17 protein-coding genes are annotated in these 21,323 nt (G+C 70.2%); 9 read left to right on the forward strand and 8 right to left on the reverse strand.

Annotated features, from left to right (window positions below; translation table 11 throughout):
• Positions 1–57: 57 nt before the first annotated feature.
• The gene (locus ABMQ42_RS12755) at positions 58–2,127 is read left to right on the forward strand and encodes a DNA gyrase/topoisomerase IV subunit B (protein WP_502884706.1); all 2,070 of its coding nucleotides are present in this window, start codon (positions 58–60) and stop codon (positions 2,125–2,127) included.
• 27 nt (positions 2,128–2,154) lie between these two features.
• Here ABMQ42_RS12755 and ABMQ42_RS12760 read toward each other — a convergent pair whose 3' ends face one another.
• Entirely contained in the window at positions 2,155–4,611 is a 2,457-nt protein-coding gene (locus ABMQ42_RS12760) for a DNA gyrase/topoisomerase IV subunit A (RefSeq protein ID WP_349723370.1), read from the reverse strand.
• A 55-nt stretch (positions 4,612–4,666) separates the two neighbouring features.
• Here ABMQ42_RS12760 and ABMQ42_RS12765 point away from each other — a divergent pair, with 55 nt between their 5' ends.
• A complete protein-coding gene (locus ABMQ42_RS12765; protein WP_349723371.1) occupies positions 4,667–5,794 on the forward strand; it encodes an alkaline phosphatase family protein in 1,128 nt (375 codons plus the stop codon).
• A 3-nt stretch (positions 5,795–5,797) separates the two neighbouring features.
• Here the strand turns inward: ABMQ42_RS12765 and sepH are convergent, their stop codons facing one another.
• The gene (sepH, locus tag ABMQ42_RS12770; protein ID WP_349723372.1) at positions 5,798–6,862 is read right to left on the reverse strand and encodes a septation protein SepH; all 1,065 of its coding nucleotides are present in this window, start codon (positions 6,860–6,862) and stop codon (positions 5,798–5,800) included.
• Positions 6,863–7,074: 212 nt separating this feature from the next.
• Between sepH and ABMQ42_RS12775 the strand changes: the two genes are divergently transcribed.
• Positions 7,075–7,368 carry a DUF4193 domain-containing protein gene (locus ABMQ42_RS12775; RefSeq protein ID WP_349723373.1) on the forward strand — a complete coding sequence of 98 codons (294 nt, stop codon included), beginning with the start codon at positions 7,075–7,077 and terminating at the stop codon, positions 7,366–7,368.
• Positions 7,369–7,372: 4 nt separating this feature from the next.
• Here the strand turns inward: ABMQ42_RS12775 and ABMQ42_RS12780 are convergent, their stop codons facing one another.
• On the reverse strand, positions 7,373–7,861 hold the full coding sequence (locus ABMQ42_RS12780; protein WP_349723374.1) for a DUF3093 domain-containing protein: 489 nt from the start codon (positions 7,859–7,861) through the stop codon (positions 7,373–7,375).
• Positions 7,862–7,879: 18 nt separating this feature from the next.
• On the opposite strand from ABMQ42_RS12780, the gene dut reads away from it, so the two are divergent.
• The 4 genes from dut to acnA all read left to right on the forward strand — a co-directional run bounded on the left by dut (position 7,880) and on the right by acnA (position 12,637).
• Entirely contained in the window at positions 7,880–8,335 is a 456-nt protein-coding gene (gene dut, locus ABMQ42_RS12785; protein ID WP_349723375.1) for a dUTP diphosphatase, read from the forward strand.
• Complete coding sequence (locus ABMQ42_RS12790; RefSeq protein ID WP_349723376.1) at positions 8,332–8,928, forward strand: DUF3710 domain-containing protein; 597 nt, start codon at positions 8,332–8,334, stop codon at positions 8,926–8,928. Before dut ends, ABMQ42_RS12790 begins: the two co-directional genes overlap by 4 nt.
• Positions 8,925–9,689 carry a DUF3159 domain-containing protein gene (locus ABMQ42_RS12795; RefSeq protein ID WP_349723377.1) on the forward strand — a complete coding sequence of 255 codons (765 nt, stop codon included), beginning with the start codon at positions 8,925–8,927 and terminating at the stop codon, positions 9,687–9,689. Before ABMQ42_RS12790 ends, ABMQ42_RS12795 begins: the two co-directional genes overlap by 4 nt.
• Positions 9,690–9,826: 137 nt before the next feature.
• On the forward strand, positions 9,827–12,637 hold the full coding sequence (gene acnA, locus ABMQ42_RS12800; protein ID WP_349723378.1) for an aconitate hydratase AcnA: 2,811 nt from the start codon (positions 9,827–9,829) through the stop codon (positions 12,635–12,637).
• 62 nt (positions 12,638–12,699) lie between these two features.
• On the opposite strand, the gene ABMQ42_RS12805 is transcribed toward acnA, so the two are convergent.
• A complete protein-coding gene (locus ABMQ42_RS12805) occupies positions 12,700–13,482 on the reverse strand; it encodes an MOSC domain-containing protein (protein ID WP_349723379.1) in 783 nt (260 codons plus the stop codon).
• 48 nt (positions 13,483–13,530) lie between these two features.
• On the opposite strand from ABMQ42_RS12805, the gene dxs reads away from it, so the two are divergent.
• Both dxs and ABMQ42_RS12815 read left to right on the forward strand, forming a co-directional pair.
• The gene (gene dxs / locus ABMQ42_RS12810) at positions 13,531–15,483 is read left to right on the forward strand and encodes a 1-deoxy-D-xylulose-5-phosphate synthase (RefSeq protein WP_349723380.1); all 1,953 of its coding nucleotides are present in this window, start codon (positions 13,531–13,533) and stop codon (positions 15,481–15,483) included.
• 41 nt (positions 15,484–15,524) lie between these two features.
• Positions 15,525–15,992, forward strand: coding sequence for a hypothetical protein (locus ABMQ42_RS12815; RefSeq protein ID WP_349723381.1), 468 nt, complete (start codon positions 15,525–15,527; stop codon positions 15,990–15,992).
• 102 nt (positions 15,993–16,094) lie between these two features.
• On the opposite strand, the gene ABMQ42_RS12820 is transcribed toward ABMQ42_RS12815, so the two are convergent.
• The 4 genes from ABMQ42_RS12820 to ABMQ42_RS12835 all read right to left on the reverse strand — a co-directional run bounded on the left by ABMQ42_RS12820 (position 16,095) and on the right by ABMQ42_RS12835 (position 21,309).
• Positions 16,095–18,254, reverse strand: coding sequence for a 3-hydroxyacyl-CoA dehydrogenase NAD-binding domain-containing protein (locus ABMQ42_RS12820; protein WP_349723382.1), 2,160 nt, complete (start codon positions 18,252–18,254; stop codon positions 16,095–16,097).
• Positions 18,255–18,259: 5 nt separating this feature from the next.
• On the reverse strand, positions 18,260–19,462 hold the full coding sequence (locus ABMQ42_RS12825; protein ID WP_349723383.1) for a thiolase family protein: 1,203 nt from the start codon (positions 19,460–19,462) through the stop codon (positions 18,260–18,262).
• Between the two features lie 73 nt (positions 19,463–19,535).
• The gene (locus ABMQ42_RS12830) at positions 19,536–20,732 is read right to left on the reverse strand and encodes an HRDC domain-containing protein (RefSeq protein ID WP_349723384.1); all 1,197 of its coding nucleotides are present in this window, start codon (positions 20,730–20,732) and stop codon (positions 19,536–19,538) included.
• Positions 20,725–21,309: a DUF3000 domain-containing protein gene (locus tag ABMQ42_RS12835; RefSeq protein WP_349723385.1), complete on the reverse strand. Its 585-nt coding sequence runs from the start codon at positions 21,307–21,309 to the stop codon at positions 20,725–20,727. The genes ABMQ42_RS12830 and ABMQ42_RS12835 overlap by 8 nt, the downstream gene beginning before the upstream one ends.
• Between the last annotated feature and the right edge of the window lie 14 nt (positions 21,310–21,323).

Consider the following 21,323-nt stretch of genomic DNA (forward strand, 5'->3'; position numbering starts at 1 on the left):
TGGGTGGGCCGTGTGTCTGCGATGACGGTGTCGCCGGCCCGGATATCCTTGAGGATTGTGACCGCTGAGTACTCCGCCCATCATCTGCAGGTGCTCGAGGGTCTCGAGGCGGTTCGCAAGCGCCCCGGCATGTACATCGGCTCGACCGACTCGCGCGGGCTCATGCACTGCCTGTGGGAGATCATCGACAACTCCGTCGACGAGGCACTCGGCGGCTACGGCGCGCGCATCGACATCCTCCTGCGCGACGACGGCAGCGTCGAGGTGCAGGACCGCGCCCGCGGCATCCCCGTCGACATCGAACCGCGCACGGGCCTGTCCGGCGTCGAGGTCGTCTTCACGAAGCTGCACGCGGGCGGCAAGTTCGGGTCGGGGTCGTACACCGCGTCGGGCGGCCTGCACGGTGTGGGCGCGTCCGTCGTGAACGCGCTCTCCGAGCGGCTCGACGTGGAGGTCGACCGCGACGGCAAGACGTGGGCGATGTCGTTCCGACGCGGCGAGCCCGGCGTCTTCGACGGCGAAGGGCCGGAGGCGCCCTTCACGCCGTTCGCGACGTCGAGCAAGCTGCGCGCCGTCGGCAAGGTCGCCAAGGGCGTCACCGGCACACGTATCCGCTATTGGGCCGACCGCCAGATCTTCACGAAGGACGCCCGCTTCGGCCTCACCGAGCTCGAGCAGCGCGTACGCCAGACGGCGTTCCTCGTGCCCGGTCTCGAGCTGCTCATCCGCGACGAACGCGGTGACGAGGCGGTGGAGTCGTCGTACCACTTCGAGGGCGGCATCTCCGAGTTCGCCGAGTTCCTCGCGACCGACGCGCCGGTCACCGACACCTGGCGCCTGAGCGGGTCGGGCACGTTCAGCGAGACCGTCCCGGTGCTGCAGCCGTCCGGTGCGCTGGTGCCGACGGAGGTCGAGCGAGAGTGCCAGGTCGACATCGCGCTGCGCTGGGGGACCGGCTACGACACGGTCTTCCGATCGTTCGTCAACATCATCGCCACGCCCAAGGGCGGCACGCATCAGCAGGGCTTCGAGCAGGGGCTCGTCAAGGCGGTGCGTGCGCAGGTCGACCAGAATGCGCGCAAGCTCAAGGTCGGCAACGACAAGCTCGAGAAGGACGACATCCTCGCGGGGCTGACCGTCGTGCTGACGGTGCGCCTGCCCGAGCCGCAGTTCGAGGGCCAGACCAAGGAGGTCCTGGGCACCCCCGCGGTGCGCCAGATCGTCTCGAACGTGGTCAACAAGCAGCTGACCGAGCGTCTGACGTCGACCAAGCGCGACGACAAGTCGCAGGCGTCGCAGCTGCTCGACAAGATCGTCGCGGAGATGAAGGCGCGCATCTCGGCACGCGCCCACAAAGAGACCCAGCGGCGCAAGAACGCGCTCGAGTCCTCGTCTCTGCCGGTGAAGCTCGTCGACTGCCGCTCGAACGACGTGACCGAGTCAGAGCTGTTCATCGTCGAGGGCGACTCGGCGCTGGGCACCGCCAAGCTCGCGCGCGACAGCGAGCACCAGGCGCTGCTGCCGATCCGGGGGAAGATCCTCAACGTGCAGAAGGCGTCGATCAGCGACATGCTCTCGAACGCCGAGTGCGCCGCGATCATCACCTCGGTGGGCGCCGGCTCGGGCCGGTCGTTCGATCTGAGCGCCGCACGCTACGGCAAGGTTATCATGATGAGTGATGCGGACGTGGACGGCGCGCACATCCGCACGCTGCTGCTCACCCTGTTCTTCCGCTACATGCGGCCGCTCATCGAGGACGGCCGGGTGTTCGCCGCGGTTCCGCCGCTGCATCGCGTCGTGGTGATCAACCCCGGATCGAAGCCGAACGAGACGGTCTACACGTACTCCGAGCAGGAGCTGCACACGCTGCTGGCGAAGCTGACCAAGTCGGGCAAGCGGTGGCAGGAGCCGGTGCAGCGCTACAAGGGCCTCGGCGAGATGGACGCCGAGCAACTGGCCAGCACCACGATGGACCGCTCGGCTCGCACGCTCCGTCGGGTGCGGGTGGAGGATGCCGAGGCCGCCGCCCGGGTGTTCGAGATGCTCATGGGCAGCGACGTCGCGCCCCGACGCGACTTCATCGTGACGTCGAGCGACGCGCTCGCGCGCGAGCGCATCGACGCGTGACGCTTCGCATCATCGCGCAGCGGCGCGTCAGCGCACGGTGGTGCCGAGCGCGCCGATGACGGCGTCGAGCGGCGTGCCCGAGGCATCCCGCTTTCCGAGCTCCTCCGGCAGCTGACGCACCGCGCCGTCTCCGCCGACCGCGTGCGGCTGCGTGCCGACCCAGGCCAGGGTGACGGCGTCTTCGCCCTTGAGGAACCGCTGCGCGCGCACACCGCCCGTGCCACGGCCCTTGGCGGGGAACTGGTCGAACGCCGAGACCTTGGCGGTTCCGGCGTCGGCGCCGGCGAGCACCTGGGTGGAGCCGGCGATGGTGACCACGACGGCGTCGGCGTCGGTTCCCGCGGGCACGACGTCGAACGACACCACGCTCTGGCCGGACGTGACGCGGACACCGGCCATGCCGCCTGCCGAGCGGCCCTGTGGGCGCACGGCCGAGGCGGCGAAACGCAGCAGCTGGGCGTCGGAGGTGACGAACACGAGCTCGGCGTCATCGGGGGCGGGCGCCGCACCGACCACCGTGTCGCCCGGCTTCAGCGTGATGATCTCGGCCTCGGGCTTGTTGGCAAGCTCGGTGGCGGCGACCCGCTTGACGACGCCCTGCGCGGTGCCCAGTGCGACGGCGGGCTCGGCCACGAGCGGCACGATCGCCACCACGTGCTCGCCCTTGGCGAGTGCCAGGTACTGGTCGACGCGGGTGCCGGCGCCGAGCTGCACGGAGTTGCCCGGGACCGAGGGGAGGTCGACCGGGGTGAAGCGCACGAGACGGCCCGTGGTGGTGACCGCGCCCACCTCGCCGCGGGACGTGGTGTCGACGACGGAGCGGATGGCGTCGTGCTTGGACCGGCGGGACGGGGTGCGGATGCCGCCGTCTTCGGCGTCGGCGACCAGGTCTGCCCGCACCATGCGTCCGGTCGCCGAGAGGAAAACCCGGCACGGGGTGTCGGCGATCTCCAGCGACGGCGCACGGCGGCTGGTGCGCGGCTGGATGGGTCCGCCGTCGAGCAGCAGGGTGCGGCGCGGAGTTCCGTAGGCGTCGGCCGCGGCATCCAGCTCCCGGGCCACCTGCTGGCGCAGCAGCACTTCCGAGCCGAGCAGCTCGACCAGCGCGGCGATCTCGCTCTGCAACTGGTCGCGCTCGGCCTCGAGCTCGATACGAGAGAACTTGGTGAGACGGCGCAGTCGCAGTTCGAGGATGTACTCGGCCTGCTGCTCGGACAGGTCGAAGACGCTGCGCAGGCGCGTGCGCGCCTGTTCGCTGTCGTCGGACGAGCGGATGACCTGGATGACCTCGTCGATGTCGAGGATCGCGATGAGCAGGCCCTCGACCAGGTGCAGTCGTTCGCGCTTGCGCGCCAGGCGATACTCGCTGCGCCGCGTGACGACGCGGATGCGGTGGTCGAGGTACACCCGAAGAAGCTCGCGCAGGCCCAGCGTCTGCGGCTGGCCGTCGACGAGGGCGACGTTGTTGATCGAGAAGGAGTCCTCGAGCGGCGTGAGCCGGTACAGGTGCTCGAGGACCGCCTTGGGGTCGAAGCCGGTCTTGATCGAGATGACCAGGCGCAGGCCGTTCTTCCGGTCGGTGAGGTCGGCGACGTCGGAGATGCCGGTGAGCTTCTTCGCCTGCACCGCGTCTTTGATCTTCTCGATGACGCGCTCCGGGCCCACCAGATAGGGCAGCTCGGTGACGACGATGCCGGTCTTGCGCGGGCCGAGCTGCTCGATCGACACCTTGGCGCGCGTGCGGAAGGCCCCGCGTCCCGTGCGGTAGGCGTCCTTGATGCCGTCGACGCCGGTGATGATGCCGCCGCCGGGCAGATCCGGTCCGGGAACGAACTCCATGAGCTCGTCGACGGTGGCGTCGGGGTGCTCGAGCAGATGCGTGGCCGCCGAGGCCACCTCGATGAGATTGTGCGGCGCCATGTTCGTGGCCATGCCGACGGCGATGCCGGAGGCGCCGTTCACGAGCAGGTTGGGGAAGGCCGCCGGCAGCACCGCGGGCTGTTGGAACTGCCCGTCGTAGTTCGGGATGAAGTCGACGACGTCCTCGTCGAGGCTCTCCGTCATCGCCAGGGCGGGCGGGGCCAGCCGCGCCTCGGTGTAGCGGGAGGCGGCGGGCCCGTCGTCGAGGGAGCCGAAGTTGCCGTGCCCGTCGACGAGCGGCACCCGGAGTGTGAACGGCTGCGCGAGGCGCACCAGGGCGTCGTAGATGGCGGAGTCGCCGTGGGGGTGGAGCTTGCCCATGACCTCGCCGACGACGCGGGCACTCTTCACATGGCCCTTGTCGGGCCGCAGGCCCATCTCGGCCATCTGGAACAGGATGCGACGCTGCACGGGCTTCAGGCCGTCGCGCGCGTCGGGCAGTGCACGCGAGTAGATGACCGAATACGCGTACTCGAGGTACGACCCCTGCATCTCGGCCGAGACGTCGACGTCCTCGATGCGCTCGTTGCTCGGGCTCGACGGCGTGGGGGTCTTGGCAGGCATACGGCTCCGGTTCGGGTTGCGGGCGGGGCGGGCCCCGTGTGCGAGACTGGCCCCGATGACAATCAGCCTACCGGCGGCGGCGCCGGGCGCCCGGCGCCTCACCGGCGTTGTGCCGCAGCTCATCGCGGCGATGTCGGGCGCCTCGGAGTGGTTCGCGCCTGCGCGCAGTGCGATCGTCTTCACCGTCGACGGGCTGGGCGCGCACAACCTCAGCGCACGCCGTGGCCACGCGCGGTTCCTGTCCGCGCACCGGACCAAGAAGGACGTCGCGCAGACCGTCTTCCCGTCGACGACGGCGACGGCGCTGACCGGTCTTCTGACGGGGGCGTCGGCCGGCGAGCACGGCATCGTCGGCTACCGCGCCCGGGTGCCCGGCACCGACACCGTCGTCAACCAGCTCAAGGGCTGGGACGAGCACGCCATCGACCCCGCGACCTGGCAACGGGCCGAGCCCCTCTTCGCGCGGGAGGCGGCACAGGGCCGGCCGTGCTTCGTGGTCACCAAGCCGGCGTTCGCCGCGTCGGGGTTCACCCGTGCGACGACCCGCGGTGCGCAGATGCACACGGCGGACACCGCTGTGGATCGCGCCGAGCTGGCCGCGGACCTCGCGGCGCGGCATCCCGGCGCTCTCGTCTACGTCTACACACCCGACCTCGACCGTGTCGGTCACAAGCACGGCGTCGAGTCCGAGCAGTGGTCGGCCGCGCTCGAGGAAGTCGACGGCGCGGTGCGCGCACTGGCCGAGGCCCTGCCCTCAGACGTGGGCGCGGTCGTGACCGCCGACCACGGCATGGTCGACGTGCCACGGCACCGTCAGATCCTCCTCGCCGTCGGCGATCCGCTGCTGGACGGGGTGCGGCTCATCGGCGGCGAGCCGCGGATGCTCCACCTTTACGCCGAGGACGGGGCGGCGGCCGTCGTGCACGCGCAATGGACGGAGGCCGAAGGCGGCCGTTCCTGGGTCATGACGCGTGACGAGGCGATCGAGGCGGACCTGTTCGGGCGGGTGGATGCCGCGGTCCGTGGCCGCATCGGCGATGTGTTGGTGGCGGCCCGAGTCGGAATCGTCTACTACGACGACCGGCTCGACGACAAGGCGGCGCAGAAGATGGTGGGGCAGCACGGATCGCTGAGCCCCGAGGAGACGACGGTTCCGCTGATCCGCCTCGGCGCATTCGCCTGACGGTCAGCTGTCGTCGCTGCGCGCGCCGAAGACGATCTCGTCCCACGACGGCATCGCCGGGCGCCCCTTGCGCCGGGCCTCACCGGCGGGTGCGGACGACGACGCGCGCTGGCCGCCGTCGTCGTCGGACGGCGACGGGTCCTCGGGCTTGTCATAGCCGGGTTCGAGCGCGTCGAACAGGGCCATGGGCCGCGGCTGCTCGGAGCCGGACGGCTCCTGCGGCGCCTGCGGCGCGGGGGAGCGCTGACCGCGACGCCGCCGCAGGGCCTCGAGAAGGTCCGCGGTCTCGCTCGAGGTCTGCGACTGCTCGGGGGCGCGCTTGATGGCGGCGTTCTGCACGGCCGCAGGGGCTGCTTCGGTCGTGGACGACGCCGGGGACTGCGCCTGTGCGGCCGCCTCTTCGGCCTCAGCGCGCATCCGACGCGGGCCGAACTGCTCGAGGTCGAAACGGGAGTCGTCCTTGGACTCCGGGGTGTCGAGGGCGCGCAGGCGGGGAATGAGGCCCTCGGGCAGCGATCCCTGTCGCGAAAGCTGCGTGGCGTCGGCGTTCAACGGCGACAGCGTGCCACGGCGGGGCTCGAAGCTCCACCGGGCGTCATGGTCGACATCCGCGGCGGTGAACTCGAGCTTGACGATCCAGGTGCGGTCGTCCTTCCAGCTGCTCCAGCGCTCGCTCGTCGCATGCGCTTCGGCGAGCTTGGCCCGCACCGCGCCGCCGAACGTCTGGGAGGCCTCATCGATGTCGCCGGCCACCAGCACCGGAACCGCCAGCGCCTGATCCACGATGTGCTCGCGCTCGGCCAGCACGGGGCCCTCGTAGCGCGCGACGTCCTCGACGGTCACGCCCAGCGCCTCGGCGACCTCGGCCGCCGTCATCCCCGCGCGGATGCGGGACTGCACGTCGCGCGGGTTGAGGCGGGGGCCGCGCGGCTCGTCCTCGGCCGGACGGTGCGACCGCTTGAGCTCGCTGCGCAGCAGGTCATCGACCGGAAGAGTGAAGCGAGTGCCGGATTCGGTGGCCAGGACGAGAGCGTCGTCTTCGGAGCCGATGATCCTGAGCTGTTCCATGCGAACACGCCTTTCCTTCGCTGTACAGTCATGGTCGCACGCGTGCGCGAAGCGCCCGGGAATATCGCGGGCGCGCCGCGGGTTTCATCGCTGGATCGCGACACGCCGCCGCCGAGTGCGAGATGCATTTGCGAAATGCGGCGCGTTCGTGCAAACTATGCCCGCCCCTTTGGGTCCATACACTTCCGAGGAAAGTAGAGACGTCAGTCAAAATGGCCACCGATTACGACGCCCCGCGCAAGAACGAGGACGACAGCGAGTCGATCGAAGCCCTCAAGGAGCGCGTGCCGGACAAGGGGGCCGGGTCGGGTGAGTCCGAGGACTCCGACAACCCCACCGGCTTCGAGCTGCCGGGCGCCGACCTTTCGGATCTCGAGCTCGACGTCGTCGTGCTCCCGCCGCAGGAGGATGAGTTCACGTGTGTGAGCTGCTTCCTCGTCAAGCACCGCTCGCAGCTCGATCACGAAGACGCCGCCGGCCCGATCTGCATCGACTGCGCGGGCTGAACCGCTACGCCGTCGTCGTGCCGGCGCGCTGTGCGCGTCGGACGGCGGCGGTGAGCCGGTCCGGCGTGCGGGACGAGATCACCCAGACCGGTGTCGGGTCGGCCGGGTCGGTGACCCGTGCCTGCACGATCCCGTCGATACCGCCGCGGATGAGGTGCCACGCGTCGCGCTGCAGGCCGGGGCCGCGCAGGTCGCGCGCTTCATTGCCGACGAACGGCTCGACATCGTCGAGGAACCCGACCGGGATGTGCGCGCGCCCGGCGACGAGTTCGCCGCCGCGCACCTCGACGCGCGGTGCCGCAGCGATCATCAGGACGACGACCAGAACCGCGACGACGATGCCGGCGGCGAGCGCGATCGTCGTGTCGAACGGCACGAAGACCATCGCGGCCATCGGCGCCACCACCGCGGCGCTCACGAACGCCCACAGCGACGGCGTCAGGCGCTCGCGATAGATGATGCCCGCGGCATCCGTGGCATTCGTCGATGTCATCTGCATTACCCTCGTGGAGTGACCGAAACCGTGGACGTCCCCATTATCGCCCCCGAGCTTCCGGCTTACGCCCATCCCGGTGATGCCGGCGCCGACCTGGTGTCGGTGGAGGCTCTGCGTCTGGAGCCGGGCGAGCGGGCGCTGGTGGGCACCGGGGTGCGCATCGCCGTGCCCGACGGCTATGCGGCGTTCGTGGTGCCGCGCAGCGGCCTCGCGACCAAGCACGGCATCACGATCGTGAACGCGCCCGGGACGGTGGATGCCGGATATCGGGGCGAACTGAAGGTCACGCTGCTGAACACCGACGCGCGCGAGGCATACGACATCGCGGTCGGCGACCGCATCGCGCAGCTCATCATCATGCCGGTCGTGCGTGCCCGGTTCACCCCCGTCGAGGCGCTCGAGGACAGCGCGCGCGGCGAGGGCGGGTTCGGCTCCACCGGATACACGAACGAGACGAGGAACCCCTCATGACCGAAGAGAACGAAGACCCGACGCCACGCAAGTCGGCACCTGACGACCGGGCGGAAGCGGGTCCGTTCGACGACTCCGAGGCGAACCCTGTCCGCCCGTACATCGACCTCGGCGGCATCAAGATCCTGCCCCGCGAAGGCCTGAACCTGCGGCTGGAGGTCGAGGAGCAGACGCAGCGCATCGTCGCCGTGGGACTCGACTACGCCGAGTCGACGCTCCAGGTGCAGCCGTTCGCGGCGCCGCGCTCGACCGGGCTGTGGGACGAGACGCGCGCGCAGATCCGCGATCAGGTCAAGCAGCAGGGCGGTCGCGTCGAAGAGCGCGAGGGGCCGCTCGGGGCGGAGCTGCTCGCCGAGGTGCCGGTGACCGGCCCCGACGGCCAGCCGGCACGCCGCCTGGCACGGTTCATCGGCGTCGACGGGCCGCGCTGGTTCCTGCGCGGAGTGATCGGGGGGGCCGCCACGGGCGACGTCGACGCCGCCGCCAAGGTGGAGGACCTGTTCCGGTCGATCGTGGTCGTGCGCGGCGGATCGCCGATGCCGCCGCGCGACCTCATCGCGCTGAAGATGCCGACCGCGCCGGGAGCGGCGTGAGCGATCAGGAAGGCAAGGATGCCGCGGAACCCGCGGCATCCGACATCCTCGGCGCCGCGCTCGGCGGCGCGGCCCGGCGTGCGGGCCTGGACCCGGCCCAGTCAGGCAGCACCGGGCACATCGTCTGGCATGCGATGGGCGGCTGGCGCGGCATCCTCGAATCCGTCCTCCCGACGCTCGTCTTCATCATCACCTGGACCCTCACGGTCGACCCGAAGACGAACCAGGGCGATCTGTGGCTCGCCGTGGGACTCTCCGTCGGCCTGGCCGTCGTGTTCACCGTCGTCCGGCTGATCGCCCGCTCGCCCGCGACGGCGGCCGTCGGCGGGCTCATCGCGACGGCTGCGGCCGCAGCTCTGGCGCTGTGGACCGGTCGGGCGGCCGACAACTTCGTGCTCGGACTGATCACGAACGGCGCGTACGGCAGCGTGCTGCTCGTCTCGGCACTCATCGGCTGGCCGCTGATCGGCCTCGCCGTCGGCTGGCTGATGAACGAGGGGACCGCGTGGCGCCAGGACAAGCGCAAGCGTCGCGCGTTCTTCTGGCTCACCATCGCCTGGGCGGGGCTGTTCGCGGCGCGGCTGGCCGTGGAGCTGCCGCTGTTCCTGACCGACCAGGTGACGGCGCTCGGGACGTTCAAGCTGATCATGGGGCTGCCCCTGTTCGCGCCGATGGTGGCGGTGACGTGGCTGGCCGTGCGCGGGCTGTACCCGAAGCGCGCGGAGACCGTGTCGGAGTCATCGGCGCCCGACGGCGAGTGATATATTTATCTTGATATCAAGATAAATTCGTCCCGCCGCAGGTTAGGCGACCCTGACTGGTCATGCCACGTGCGGCGAGGAAAGATGGGGGTGCGGACGTTCGTCCGCGCTTCCGCCGCCGACGAAGGAGACGAGACGTGTCCACGGTTGACAGCTTCGGTGCGAAGAGCACCCTGACGGTCGGCAGCACCGACTACGAGATCTTCCGCATCGATGCCGTCGCCGGCTTCGAGAAGCTCCCGTTCAGCCTCAAGGTGCTGCTGGAGAACCTCCTGCGCACGGAAGACGGCGCGAACGTCACCAAGGAGCAGATCCAGGCCCTGGGCTCGTGGAACCCGGACGCCGAGCCCGACACGGAGATCCAGTTCACCCCGGCACGCGTCGTCATGCAGGACTTCACCGGTGTGCCCTGCATCGTCGACCTCGCGACGATGCGCGAGGCCATGGCCGACCTGGGCGGCGACCCGACCAAGATCAACCCGCTCTCGCCGGCCGAGATGGTCATCGACCACTCCGTCATCGCCGAGCTGTTCGGCACGCCCGACGCGTTCGAGCGCAACGTCGAGATCGAGTACCAGCGCAACGGTGAGCGCTACCAGTTCCTGCGCTGGGGCCAGACCGCGTTCGACGACTTCAAGGTCGTTCCCCCGGGGACCGGCATCGTGCACCAGGTCAACATCGAGTATCTGGCGCGCGTCACCTTCACGCGTGAGGTCGACGGCGTCGTGCGGGCCTACCCCGACACCCTGGTGGGCACCGACTCGCACACGACGATGGTCAACGGCCTGGGCGTGCTCGGCTGGGGCGTCGGCGGCATCGAGGCTGAGGCCGCCATGCTCGGCCAGCCGGTGTCGATGCTCATCCCGCGCGTGGTCGGCTTCAAGCTGAGCGGCGAGATCCCCTCGGGCGTCACCGCGACCGACGTCGTGCTCACCATCACCGACATGCTGCGCAAGCACGGCGTCGTGGGCAAGTTCGTCGAGTTCTACGGCGACGGCGTCGCCTCGGTGCCGCTGGCCAACCGCGCCACGATCGGCAACATGAGCCCGGAGTTCGGCTCGACCGCGGCGATCTTCCCGATCGACGACGTCACACTCGACTACCTGCGCCTCACCGGCCGCAGCACCGAGCAGGTCGCACTGGTGGAGGCGTACTCGAAGGAGCAGCACCTCTGGCACGACACCGCCAGCGAGCCCTCGTTCAGCGAATACCTCGAGCTCGACCTGTCGACGGTCGTCCCGTCGATCGCCGGCCCGAAGCGTCCGCAGGACCGCATTCTGCTCAGCGAGTCGAAGCAGAAGTTCGAGCAGGACCTCGTCAACTACGCCGACGTCGAGCACGACCTGGTCGACCTTGAGGTCGCCGAGTCGTTCCCGGCCTCCGACCCGCCGGAGAACACCCCGGAAGACGAGAACAGCGCCCACCACCACACGCACCGCTCGCACGCCCCGAAGACGGCGTCCAAGCCGACCGATGTCACCCTCGCCGACGGCGAGGAGTTCGTGCTCGACCACGGCGCGGTCACGATCGCCGCGATCACGTCGTGCACCAACACCTCGAACCCGTCGGTCATGCTCGCCGCGGGCCTGCTCGCACGCAACGCGGCCAACAAGGGCCTGAAGGTCAAGCCGTGGGTCAAGACCACGCTCGCACCCGGTTCGAAGGTCGTCACGGAGTACTACGAGAAGGCCGGCCTCAACGAGGACCTCGAGAAGCTCGGCTTCTACACGGTCGGCTACGGTTGCACGACCTGCATCGGCAACTCGGGGCCGCTCATCGAAGAGGTCTCGGCGGCCATCAACGAGAACGACCTGGCGGTCACCGCGGTGCTCTCGGGCAACCGCAACTTCGAGGGCCGGATCAACCCCGACGTCAAGATGAACTACCTGGCGTCGCCGCCCCTGGTCATCGCGTACGCCCTCGCCGGATCGATGAACTTCGACTTCGACAAGGACGCGCTGGGCGTGGGCACCGACGGCGGCGAGGTGTTCCTCAAGGACATCTGGCCGGATGCCGCGGAGGTGCAGGCGACCATCGACTCGTCGATCTCGACCGACATGTTCGACCGCGAGTACTCGTCGGTCTTCGAGGGCGATGAGCGCTGGCGCTCGCTCCCGACGCCCACCGGCGCCGTGTTCGAGTGGGACGACGCGTCGACCTACGTGCGCAAGGCCCCCTACTTCGACGGCATGCCGAAGGACCCGGAGCCGGTCGCCGACATCAGCGGCGCCCGCGTGCTCGCCAAGCTCGGCGACTCGGTCACCACGGACCACATCTCGCCGGCCGGTGCCATCAAGGCCGACAGCCCGGCGGGACGCTACCTGGCCGAGCACGGCATCGAGCGCAAGGACTTCAACTCCTACGGCTCGCGTCGCGGCAACCACGAGGTGATGATCCGCGGCACGTTCGCGAACATCCGTCTGCGCAACCAGCTGCTGGACGGCGTGGAGGGCGGCTACACCCGCGACTTCACCCAGGCCGGCGGGCCGCAGTCGTTCATCTACGACGCCTCGCAGAACTACCAGGCCGCGGGCACCCCGCTGGTGGTCCTCGCCGGCAAGGAGTACGGCTCGGGATCGTCGCGCGACTGGGCGGCCAAGGGCACGACGCTTCTGGGCGTGCGCGCGGTCATCGCGGAGAGCTTCGAGCGCATCCACCGCTCGAACCTCATCGGCATGGGCGTCATCCCGCTGCAGTTCCCCGCCGGCGAGACCGCCGACTCGCTGGGCCTGGACGGCACCGAGTCGTTCGCGTTCACCGGGATCGAGGCGCTCAACGAGGGCTCCACGCCCAAGACGGTGCACGTCGTCGCGACGCCCACCGGCGACTCGGCCGACGGCAAGGCGCCCGTCGAGTTCGACGCGGTGGTGCGCATCGACACCCCCGGTGAGGCCGACTACTACCGCAACGGCGGCATCCTGCAGTACGTGCTGCGTTCGCTCGTCTGACGGCTGACGCACAGAGCCCCCGCCGTGCCGCACGGCGGGGGCTCTGTCGTGAGCAGACGGCGTCACATGACCACGAGCTCATCACCCACCCGGATCACGCCGCCGCCGGCCGCCGGCAGCAGCAACCGGCCGAGCGTGGGCTGATCCTGCCCGATCCGGCGTGTGAGGGTCGTGAGGATGGGCGCGTTGCGCACGCCCGTGTCGGGGTCGGCGTGCGGGGCAAGGCATCGGACGACGGGCCCCTCGGTCGTGAACTCCACGTCGCCGATGCGGATGCGACCGCTCCATGACAGCTCTTCCCACGCGGCGAGATCGTCGACCACGACGTTGGAGCGGAAACGGCGGTCGTCGGCGTCGCGTTCGAGTGCGTGCTCGAGTGCGCGGACGCTGGCGCGGCCGTGCACGGTCACGTAGCCGCGCGCGCGGTCCTGGAAGCGGGCCCGCGTGCCGTCGCCGACGAGGACGAGCGGCAGCCGCCCGTCCAGAAGCGACGCCTCGGGTGTGGTGCGGACGAACGACGTGACGGCATCGACCAGCCGGGCGCGTCCTTCGGCGTCGAGTCCCGCCTCTACCAGGACCTCGTCGTCGCGCGTGATGCGCACGACCCCGTCCCGGAGCCGCAGTCGCAGCGCCGCCAGCGACGGGAAGCTCTGCAGGGCGAGGCCCTTGGACTTCGGCCAGTAGTCGAGCCCGTCCTGCTGCTCGGGCGTCGCGGCCCCGGCGAAGCGGAACGCGAGCACGCGGTCGCCGGCGATGCGTCCGTCATCCTGAACGATGAGTTCATCGCGCTCCTCCGGGGTGAAGCTTTTGACGGGATAGCGGTAGAGGGCGACGACATGGGGCATCCTTCGATCCTTTCAGACGGCGGTACGGCCCCGCGTACACTCGGATCCATGAGTCTGCTCTCCGCGATCTCTGGGCCCCGTGATCTGGATGCGCTCGACGAGGCGCAGCTGACCGCCCTGGCCGCGGAGATCCGGGCGTTCCTCATCGAGAACGTCGCGCGCACCGGCGGGCACCTGGGTCCGAACCTCGGCGTGGTCGAGCTGACCATCGCCCTGCACCGCGTCTTCGACTCGCCGAACGATCCGATCGTGTTCGACACCGGCCATCAGTCGTACGTGCACAAGCTGCTGACCGGGCGGCAGGATTTCTCCGGCCTGCGCCAGCGCGGCGGCCTGGCCGGCTACCCGCAGCGCGCCGAGAGCGTGCACGACGTGGTCGAGTCGTCGCACGCCTCGAGCTCGCTGAGCTGGGCGGACGGCATCTCACGCGCGTTTGCGCGCACCGGGCGCCGGGACCGGCACGTGGTCGCCGTGGTGGGCGACGGGTCGCTCACCGGCGGCATGACGTGGGAGGCGCTGAACAACATCTCCGACGACAACGAGCGCAATCTCGTGATCGTCGTCAATGACAACGGCCGTTCGTACGCGCCGACGATCGGCGGCATGGCGCGGTACCTCAACCGCATCCGCACGGCGCAGACCTACCGCGAGCTGGACGAGCGGTCGGAGTATCTCTTCCGCCGCTTCGGCGGTGTCGGCCGGGCTGTGCACCGCGGCCTGCGCGGCGGCACCCGGGGCTTCCTGTCGCGCTTCACCGGCAATGAGGCGCTGTACTCGAACCTCGACATCAAGTATCTCGGCCCCGTCGACGGCCACGACATCCCCACGCTGATCGAGACGCTGCAGCTGGCCAAGCGCTACGGTGCGCCGGTGATCGTGCACGCGATCACCGAGAAGGGCCGGGGCTACGAGCCGGCACGTCACGATGAGGCCGACCAGTTCCACGCCGTGGGCCGCATCGACCCGCGTACGGGAGCCGCGCTGGGGGAGTCGTCCTCGGCCTCGTGGACGGATGCGTTCGCCGCCGAGCTCGCCGCGATCGGCGACGAGCGTCCCGACGTGGTGGCGTTGACCGCCGCGATGCTGCGCCCGACCGGGCTGCTCCCGTTCGCCCAGCGCTTCCCCGACCGCGTGCACGACGTGGGCATCGCCGAGCAGCACGCCGTCGCGTCGGCCGCCGGCCTCGCGTACGGAGGCCTGCATCCGGTGGTCGCGCTGTATGCCACGTTCATCGGGCGCGCGTTCGATCAGGTGCTGATGGATGTCGGTCTGCACCGTGCCGGCGTCACGTTCGTGCTCGACCGTGCCGGGGTGACCGGGCCCGACGGCCCGAGTCACCACGGCATCTGGGATCTGGCGACGCTGCAGCTCGTGCCGCACATCCGCATCGCCGCTCCCCGGGATGCCGCGCGCCTGCAGGAGGAGCTGCGGGAGGCCGTGGCGGTGGATGACGCGCCGACCGTGATCCGCTATCCGAAGGGTGCTGCGGCCGCCGACCTGCCGGCGCTCGAGCGGCTCGACGACGGCGTGGACGTGCTGGCGCGCGGCGAGACCGCCGACGTGCTCCTGATCGGCATCGGCCCGATGGCCCATGTGGCGGTCGACGTCGCATCCCGCCTGCGCGCGCAGGGCATCGGCGCAACGGTCGTGGATCCGCGCTGGGCCGTTCCCGTGCCCGCGTCGATCGTCGCCCTCGCGGCATCCCACCGCCTCGTCATCACCATCGAAGACGGCATCCGCGTGGGCGGGGTCGGCACACGCGTGCGCCAGGTCCTGCGCGAGGCGGGCGTTGACACCGCGGTCGATGAGCTCGGTCTGCCCGACGAGTTCATCCCGCACGCGTCGCGCGACGAGATCCTGCGCGACGCGGGGCTGACCGCCTCGAAGATCGCGCAGGACGTCGTCGCCCAGGTGCTGGGCACCCGCATCCCCTCCGCGCGTCCGACGCAGGACGACGCCGGTCTGCCCGAGTGGGCCCGCGCGGGGCGCGACGGCGCGTAGAACAGGTCCGCTCGCGCGCGACGCTCGGCTAGCGTGGAGGCATGCAGTCTCGTTCGCCCGCGTGGGGCGTGGTGATCGGCCTCGTCGGACTCGGGCTCGCCGCCTGGATCGCGTTTGGAAGGGCTCTGTTCGGCATGGCGGGGTCGCTCGCGATCGTGTACGCGTTGACGCTGGGCATCGTGATGGTCGTGCTGCACATCTTCATCGCGGAGGGCTTCGTGCGCACGGCGCAGCGAGGATTCCGCCACCGGGGCGCCACGTACGGGTCGCTGGCGGCCTGCTGGGGCCTGGCCGTCGTCCTGGGGCTGCTGATCCCCGACGTCACGCCGGCGGGCCTGCAGACCATCGTCTCGGGCACGTCGGAGCCCGCGCGGGGGATGGCGATCGGGTTCGCGAATCCCATCGGCATCATCATGATCGTGTTCGCGTTCGTCGCGCTGTTCCTGGCGCGCGGCGACGCCGTCGGCCGGGCCGACGCCCCGCGCATCGAAGAGGACGAGCTCCTCTGATGCGCCCTCGCCTCGGGCGAGGAGAAAAGACGAGGCGAGGGCGCCTCCCGCAGGAAACGCCCTCGCCTCGGCAGATCCCCTCGCCTCGGGCGAGGGAGCGGGTCAGCCGGCCACGCCCCGGATCACCGGAGTGTGGAAGGTGCCGCCGGTCGCGCGCTCCGAGGCTCCCTGCTGGTCGAGGTAGACCGACGCGCCGCCGTCGATGAGCGGCCAGCCGGCTCCGAAGATCAGGCACAGGTCGATGTCCTCGACCTCGGGCACGACCTTCTCGTCGAGCATGAGCCGGATCTCCTGCGCCAGGCCGTCCTGCACGCGGCGGAGGATCGTCGCATCGTCGACCGGCGTCTTGCCGACCGCGGGCTTGAGGAGCTTCTCGGCCTGCTTCGTCCAGCCGGTCACGCGGCCGCCCTTGTCCTTCTCGACGATCTCGGGCAGCTCCGCGAGCGCGTGGAAGTTCTCGTTCGCGTAGAACCGGTCGGGGAAGGCGTGGGCCATCGTGTCCTGCACGTGGGCCGCGACCTTCCAGCCGACGAGGTCGATGAGCTGGAACGGCCCCATCGGCAGCCCGAGCGGCGCGAACGCCTTCTCGACCTTGTCGACCGGGGTGCCCTCGTAGACCGCACGGGCGGCCTCGCCCATGACCTTGGCCAGCAGCCGGTTGACCACGAAGCCGGGTGCGTCGGCGGTCAGCACCGCGTTCTTGCCGAGTCCCTTGGCGACGACGAAGGCCGTCGACAATGCGGCGTCGGTCGTGTGCGACGTCTTCACGATCTCGATCAGCGGCATGACCGCGACCGGATTGAAGAAGTGGAAGCCGACGAGGCGCTCGGGATGTGCGAGCTTCGAGCCGATCTCCTCGACCGACAGCGACGAGGTGTTCGTGGCCAGGATCGCGTCCTCCGCGATGATCTGCTCGATCTCGCCGAAGACCTGCTGCTTGACGCCGACCTCTTCGAACACCGCCTCGATGACGAAGTCGCAGTCCGCGTACTCGGTCTTGTCGGTGGTGCCGTGCACGAGTCCGCGCAGCTTGTTCGCGCTGTCGCCGTCGAGACGCCCCTTGGCCTCGAGCTTGCCGATCTCGTCGTTGATGTACGCGAGCCCCTTGTCGACGCGCGCCTGGTCGAGGTCGGTGATGAGCACCGGCACCTGCAGCTTGCGCACGAACAGCAGCGCGAACTGACTGGCCATGAGCCCGGCGCCGATGACGCCGACCTTCGTGACCTTGCGGGCGAGTGCCTTGTCGGGGGCGCCCACCGGACGCTTCGCGCGCTTCTGCACGAGATCGAATCCGTACATGGATGCCGCGAACTGGTCGCCCGTGACGAGCTCGGAGAGCGTCTCGTCCTCGCGGGCGAATCCCTCGGCGATCGAACCGCTGCGGGCGGCTTCGAGCAGGGCGAGTGCCGCGTACGGCGAGCGGGGCACGGTGCCGATCTTCGACTCGAGCATGCCGCGCGCCATCTTGATGGCGACGGGCCACTTCACGGTGCGCTCGATCTTGCCGGGCTGGTTCTTGCGCTCGACCTTGACGCGCCCGTTCAGCACGCCGTCGGCCCACAGCAGCGAGTCCTCGAGGTAGTTCGCGGCCGGGAAGATGGCATCGAACATCCCGTACTCGAACGCCTTCTGCGGCTTGAGCGTGCGGTTCTGCTTCAGCGGGTTCGAGATGACGACCTCGAGCGCGTTCTCGATGCCGATGAGGTTCGGCAGCAGCGTGGAGCCGCCCCAGCCGGGGATGATGCCGAGGAACACCTCGGGCAGCGCGATGGCGGCGGCCGAGGCATCCACCGTCCGATACGTCGAGTTCAGCGCGATCTCGACGCCGCCGCCCAGAGCCAGGCCGTTCACGAACGCGAACGAGGGCACGCCGAGCTCGCCGAGCATGCCGAGCACCTGGTGCCCGCGCTGCGCGATGAGCTTGGCGGTCGCCTTCGAGTCGAGCTTCGAGATGCCCGACAGGTCGGCGCCCGCGGCGAGGATGTACTGCTTGCCGGTGATGCCGACGGCGTCGAGCTCGCCGGCCGCCGCGCGCTCCTTCAGGCCGCTGAGTGTGGCGTGCAGCTCCTTCAGGGTGGCGGGACCGAGCGTGTTCGGGCGGCGGTGGTCGAGCCCGTTGTCGAGCGTGATCAGCGCGAGCGTCCTGCCCGAGGGCAGCCGCACGTCACGGACGGGGGAGTGCGTGATGACCTCGTCGGCGCTGAAGGCGTCCAGCGGCGAGAAGTCGACGGAGGCGTACTGATCGGTGATGGGGGTGGCCATCTGCGTCACTTCTTCTTTCCGTTGTAGTTCGGGTTCTCCCAGATGACCGAGCCGCCCTGGCCGAGGCCGACGCACATCGCGGTCAGTCCGTAGCGGACGTCGGGGCGCTCGGCGAACTGCGCGGCGAGCTGGATCATCAGGCGCACGCCGGTCGCGGCCAGCGGGTGACCGACGGCGATCGCGCCGCCCCACTGGTTCACGCGCGGGTCGTCGTCGGCGATGCCGAAGTGGTCGAGCAGCGAGATGACCTGGATCGCGAACGCCTCGTTCAACTCGAACAGGCCGATGTCGGAGATGTCGAGGCCCGCCTTGCGCAGTGCCTTCTCGGTCGACGGGATCGGGCCGATGCCCATGATCTCGGGCTGCACGCCGGCGAAGGCGAACGAGACGAGCTTCATCTTGGGCGCGAGGCCGAACTCCTTGACGGCGTCACCCCCGGCCAGGAGCGACATGGTCGCGCCGTCGGTGAGCGGCGACGAGGTGCCCGCCGTCACACGGCCGTGCGGCCGGAACGGCGTCTTGAGGGTCGCCAGACCCTCCATCGTGGTCTCAGGGCGTCGGCCCTCGTCCTCGGTGGCGAGACCCCAGGCGCCGTCGGCGCCCTTGATCGCGACCGGCACGAGGTCGGGCTGCAGCTTGCCGGCGTCATAGGCGGCCTGCGCCTTGTGCTGGCTGAGCATGCCGTAGCGGTCGGCGCGCTCCCTGGTCAGGTGCGGGAACCGGTCGTGGATGCGCTCGGCGGTCACGCCCATGTTCAGCGCGTTCGGGTCGACCATGCGCTCGGCCACGAACCGTGGGTTCGGGTCGGCGTTGGCACCGATGGGGTGGTGCCCCATGTGCTCGACGCCGCCGGCGAGGGCGACGTCGTACATGCCGGATGCGATGGATGCCGACATCATGGCGACACTGGTCATCGCACCGGCGCACATCCGGTCGATCGCGAAGCCGGGAACCGACTGCGGGAGCCCGGCGAGGATGCCGACGCTGCGGCCGAGGGTGAGGCCCTGGTCGCCGGTCTGGCTCGTCGCGGCGATCGCGATGTCGTCGACGCGGTCGGCGGGCAGCTGCCCGTTGCGCTCCATGAGTCCGATGGTCGCCTTCACGGCGAGGTCATCGGCGCGGGTGTTCCAGTACATGCCCTTTTCGCCGGCGCGCCCGAAAGGGGTGCGCATTCCGTCGACGAAGAAGACGTCCGAAAGCTCGGCCACTCTGCCTCCAAAGGTTGGGTATGCGCCCAGCCTACGGAGCGGTCCGACCGGGGCCGAACCCGGTGTGCGCAATCTACGAAGCGGCTTCGGAGGGCTCCTGGTCGTCTTGCAGGGAGGCGACAAAGGCATCGGCGATGATCTGTGTCGTCTCTGCAAGCTGCCAGGGGCGTGCGCCGAGTGCAGCGAGGGCGTCGCCGACCGCCTGCGGGCTGGCGGGCATGGGCGGCTCCCAGCTCACGCGCCGCAGCAATTCGGGCGTGAGCAGGTTCTCCGTCGGCATGTTGAGCTCTTCGGCACGGGCCGCGACGGCCGGACGGGCGAGCGCGATGCGACGAGCCGCCGCCGGGTTGCGGTCCTTCCAGGCGCGTACCGGCGGCAGTCCGTCGCCGGGCACGCGCTCCAGTGGGAGATCGGATGCCGCGCGCCCGCGTTCGATCGCCTGCCACCACCGATCGAGCTCGCTGCGGCTGGCACGGCCGGTGAACTCCTTGAGCCCGGCGAGCTCACCCTTCGAGCGGGGGTCGGCGCGGATCGCCGCCACCAGTGAGCGGTCGGGCACGAGGCGGCCGGGGGAGACGTCCTGCTCACGCGCGAAGTCCTCGCGCGTGGTCCACAGCTCACGGGCGATCGCGAACGCGCGCCGGCCGCGCACGGTGTGCAATCCGCTGAGACGCCGCCAGGGGTCGTCGCGCGGCGGCTTGGGCGGCCGCGCGAGTTCGGCGGCGAACTCCTGTTGGGCGATCTCGGTCTTGCCGGCCTCGGCGAGCTCCGTCTCGAGCGCGTCCCGGGCATCGATGAGGTATTCGACGTCGAGGGCGGCGTACTCGAGCCACGGCTGCGGGAGGGGCCTCGTCGACCAGTCCGCGGCGGAGTGCTCCTTGGCCAGGGTGATGCCGAGCGTGTCTTCGACGACGGCGCCGAGCCCGACGTGGGCGTGGCCGAGGAGACGCGCGGCGAGCTCGGTGTCGAAGATCACGGGCGGGACGAGCTCGAGCTCGCGGAGTGAGGGCAGGTCCTGGCTGGCGGCGTGCAGCACCCATTCTTCACCGCCGATGGCCGACTGCAGAGGATGGAGATCGCCGATGGCGGGCGGGTCGAAGAGGAAGACTCCGGCATCGCGCCGGAAGACCTGCACGAGGTACGCCCGCTGCGAGTAGCGATAGCCCGATGCCCTCTCCACGTCCACGCCGACGGGTCCTGTACCGCCGGCGAGGGCATCGGCCGCGTCGCGCAGCGCCTTCGCGTCCGACAGCACCTCGTAATCAGTCACGCCTTATCCTCCGCGCCGTGAAGACTTCGATGCCCTCCGACCCCGGCGGAAGCCCGGCGAGCATGCACACGAGTTCGGCCCACGCCTGCACGTGTCCGGTCGGAGACCCCTCCGGCGACCACGAGGCGCGCAACTCGATCTGCGACCCGTCGCCCTCGGCGGCCAGCGAACCGAAACCGCGCGAGATGGTCTTCGTCGCCGTGCCGGCCTCGGCGTGGTACGCGGCGCCGTGAGACGCCAGCGCATCGACCAGCCACGACCAGGCGACGTCCGCCAGCAGCGGATCGCTGCCGATCTCGGGCTCCAGCGGAGCCTGTGCAAAACTCACGATACGCCATGGGCCGTTCCAGGCGTCGGGGGCATCGGGATCGTGCAGCAGCACGAAACGGCCGGTGCCGTACCTCGACTCGCCCTCCTCCGCATCGTCGGGGCGCACATCTGCCGCGAGCGCGAGAGCGTGCGGCGCCAGGCCCCCGGGTGCGGGGATCTCGCGAACCACGAGATCGTTGCGGAAGGCAAGCGCGCGCACCTCGGCGGCAGCCCGCTCGAAAGGCGTGGAGAGTCCGGGGTCAGCCACGCCGACAGACTAGA

The organism is Microbacterium sp. KR10-403 (genome assembly GCF_040196215.1).
Lineage (GTDB): Bacteria > Actinomycetota > Actinomycetes > Actinomycetales > Microbacteriaceae > Microbacterium.

What these genes read in the sequence shown, in the direction of transcription:
- ABMQ42_RS12760 (WP_349723370.1), bottom strand. Translation starts at nt 4,611, where the DNA reads ATGCCTGCCAAGACCCCCACGCCGTCGAGCCCGAGCAACGAGCGCATC.
- ABMQ42_RS12765 (WP_349723371.1), top strand. Translation starts at nt 4,667, where the DNA reads ATGACAATCAGCCTACCGGCGGCGGCGCCGGGCGCCCGGCGCCTCACC.
- sepH (WP_349723372.1), bottom strand. Translation starts at nt 6,862, where the DNA reads ATGGAACAGCTCAGGATCATCGGCTCCGAAGACGACGCTCTCGTCCTG.
- ABMQ42_RS12775 (WP_349723373.1), top strand. Translation starts at nt 7,075, where the DNA reads ATGGCCACCGATTACGACGCCCCGCGCAAGAACGAGGACGACAGCGAG.
- ABMQ42_RS12780 (WP_349723374.1), bottom strand. Translation starts at nt 7,861, where the DNA reads ATGACATCGACGAATGCCACGGATGCCGCGGGCATCATCTATCGCGAG.
- ABMQ42_RS12790 (WP_349723376.1), top strand. Translation starts at nt 8,332, where the DNA reads ATGACCGAAGAGAACGAAGACCCGACGCCACGCAAGTCGGCACCTGAC.
- ABMQ42_RS12805 (WP_349723379.1), bottom strand. Translation starts at nt 13,482, where the DNA reads ATGCCCCATGTCGTCGCCCTCTACCGCTATCCCGTCAAAAGCTTCACC.
- dxs (WP_349723380.1), top strand. Translation starts at nt 13,531, where the DNA reads ATGAGTCTGCTCTCCGCGATCTCTGGGCCCCGTGATCTGGATGCGCTC.
- ABMQ42_RS12815 (WP_349723381.1), top strand. Translation starts at nt 15,525, where the DNA reads ATGCAGTCTCGTTCGCCCGCGTGGGGCGTGGTGATCGGCCTCGTCGGA.
- ABMQ42_RS12820 (WP_349723382.1), bottom strand. Translation starts at nt 18,254, where the DNA reads ATGGCCACCCCCATCACCGATCAGTACGCCTCCGTCGACTTCTCGCCG.